The organism is Roseivivax halodurans JCM 10272 (genome assembly GCF_000521785.1).
GTDB classification, from domain to species: Bacteria; Pseudomonadota; Alphaproteobacteria; order Rhodobacterales; family Rhodobacteraceae; genus Roseivivax; species Roseivivax halodurans.
Genome location: NZ_JALZ01000096.1, coordinates 1 through 2374 on the forward strand (window position 1 = coordinate 1; position 2374 = coordinate 2374).

The 2374-nt window shown below is 59.7% G+C and carries 3 protein-coding genes; 1 reads left to right on the forward strand and 2 read right to left on the reverse strand.

Features of this window, described 5'->3' with window-relative positions; translation table 11 throughout:
* Positions 1–198: 198 nt before the first annotated feature.
* Together OCH239_RS21215 and OCH239_RS21220 are read right to left on the reverse strand one after the other, a co-directional pair.
* Positions 199–579 (reverse strand): cobalamin-dependent protein, encoded by a 381-nt coding sequence (locus OCH239_RS21215; RefSeq protein ID WP_037267456.1) that lies wholly within the window; start codon positions 577–579, stop codon positions 199–201.
* Between the two features lie 106 nt (positions 580–685).
* A complete protein-coding gene (locus tag OCH239_RS21220; RefSeq protein ID WP_037267457.1) occupies positions 686–1018 on the reverse strand; it encodes a hypothetical protein in 333 nt (110 codons plus the stop codon).
* 448 nt (positions 1019–1466) lie between these two features.
* Between OCH239_RS21220 and OCH239_RS21225 the strand changes: the two genes are divergently transcribed.
* A complete protein-coding gene (locus OCH239_RS21225) occupies positions 1467–1877 on the forward strand; it encodes a BLUF domain-containing protein (RefSeq protein ID WP_037267459.1) in 411 nt (136 codons plus the stop codon).
* The last annotated feature ends 497 nt before the right edge of the window (positions 1878–2374 follow it).

Consider the following 2374-nt stretch of genomic DNA (forward strand, 5'->3'; position numbering starts at 1 on the left):
CCGTCAGGGTTGCCCGCGCGACACCGCGGCATAGTGAAATGCCAGCGCCGCCATTCGTGGGCCGCTCGGCGAAGGTGGGGAGCGAGCCCATCGCGGAAGTGCCCGCTCCTCGCCCTGCGCGCGCGCAGCAGAAGAACGGCCGCACCTCAGCCGACTATCAAGCCGCGGTTAAGCCAGCAAACCACAGGTCCGGTGCGCTCAGCTTCGAAGTTGGATCAGGCGCTCCAGGTCGCGGCACGCAGACGGCGCGTCATCGAAGACCAGATCGATGTCCACGAGGTCCTGCAATCGGCCGGCATCGACAGTCGTTGCCGGAGCGACACCGATGATGGCGGATGGCGTCGTTATGCGTATCGCCACAACAAGGCGCACAAGCGCATCGAGCCGCTGTTCCGTGCTGAGCGAAAGTCCAATGATATGAGGTTGCGTGTGCTCGACATGGGCCACCAGCGCGTCATGATCGATGCCGGTCTGCAGGTCGATCTCCCAGCCCGCATCGCGGAACAGATCCGCGGCGACGGTGATGCCGATACCGTGTTCTTCGCCGGGCACCATCGCAAAGCGCAAATTTGCGACCATCAAAGCTCGGGCGTGCGCTGAAGGTCTCGGCTCGCAAGGCCCTCATCAGGGCGTAGAGATGCCCGGTGCCGTATGTAACCTGGAGAAAGGAATACCTGTCGTCGTCCTATCCCTGGCCCAGGCTGCGTGCGGCCGCGACGATGTATCCAAGGTAAACGCCTTGCCTTGTCACGCCCTCGACGCGTCGGTCGCTAATAAATTGTAAGGCAGCGTCGGGCCGTGTCTGAATGAGCGCGTCACAGAAGGCGGCGATGCTATCGTCACTGACCTTGAGCGTGTCGAAGGACGGCTCGCGTCGTTTCAACGATACCAGCCTTTGGAGGACGTCACTGGCCAACGACTCGACAGTGTCAGGGCCGAAGGCATCGCGCTTGGTCGCGAAGAGCGATGCCGTGCGCGAGTATATGTCAGCGTCGAGCGTTGCTTGCAGCTTTCCCAAACCAAGTACCTCCCTGCTACCCGACCATACCGCAGGACACGTTTCACTCAAGCGCGGCAAGGTAGTGCCCCGGGGGATGGTCTAAGCTTCCTTGGGGCCCGCTGACCTGTTCCAGGCGCACAACGGAGGGCGGGCACGCCCTCCGCAAGCAGCTGAGATCAAGCTGATCACTGCAGGAAGCGAGCAGGCAAATGCGAATTTTTTTGTCTCAACACGATTCAGCGGGCTGCCGGTCGACCCGGGTTTCGCGCACCGAAGTCCAGCGAGCGCGCAAGACATCAATCTCATGTAAGGTGACGTCTTCTGATGCCAGTCGCCGCTGTGATGTTATTGATGTGGACATCACATCTGTCAGCGAACTTGGCGGAAGCTTGAAGATGCTTGCTTGATGCTTGTCGCGAACACGGAGATCAAGTCTTGGCAATATGCAAAATAGAGATACGCATCCATGTCCCTATTTCGAGCGATTTATAGCTCTCGCCCTTTCGGTTTCGAAGCAGCGATCCTGAATGGAATCCTTTTGGAAGCGAGGCGGGCCAACGAGCGCGACGGGATCACTGGCGCGCTGATTTGTCGGGAGGACATCTATCTTCAATGGCTCGAGGGGCCGGAAGACAGGGTACGTGACACCCTCGCCCGAATTCAGCGCGACGACCGCCACGTCGAGATGACGCTCCATGTTGCGGCGCCCGTAGAGGAGCGGGTCTTCAGCAATTGGGCCATGCTTCACGATCCCGCGGTCACGTGGATTTGGTCCCAGAAGCAAGTTTCAGCGGGCATAGCAGAGCAAACAGCGCCCGAGCAGGTGACAGGTTTCTTCATGCAACTTCGCGATCAGGTTAACGAAGCAAAGTCCTGATCTTACTCCGGAAACGTGGGCGGGATGAGGTCACCTTGTCATGGTGTACCGCATCGTCCCGCTAGGTCTGGCTCAAAGCTCAAGCAGCGGGTTCGCCACCCGGAGATATCATCGCGATCAACTATCGGCGATAGAACCAAGGAGCGACCTATCGAAACAAATAATTCGCGTCCGCCGCGAAGGGCGGCAAAGTCCGCACACGAGCTGTTCCGGCCGGCAGCGGCGAAGGTCAGGATCGAGCCCACTTTCCCAAATGCTGCAGTTCGGAGGAATGGCGGTATCTCGTATGAAACCCGCCGCACCATTTTTGTTGGTGGAACGGACGCCTAGAAGAGAGGATTCCGTTAAATCACCGCAGTCACTAGGCGGAAGGCTTCCCTGCAAGTCCTTCGGTCGCGAGGACCTCGTTGGAATAGGCGCGGTCTCCCGTGACCTCCGTGCCGAACCAGTCCGGGGGTGTGAAGGCTTCGGCGACCTCGCGGCTGTCGAACTCCACC

Bases quoted from the DNA above. Each gene is read 5' to 3' on its own strand.
- OCH239_RS21215 (WP_037267456.1), bottom strand. From the start codon at position 579: ATGGTCGCAAATTTGCGCTTTGCGATGGTGCCCGGCGAAGAACACGGT.
- OCH239_RS21225 (WP_037267459.1), top strand. From the start codon at position 1,467: ATGTCCCTATTTCGAGCGATTTATAGCTCTCGCCCTTTCGGTTTCGAA.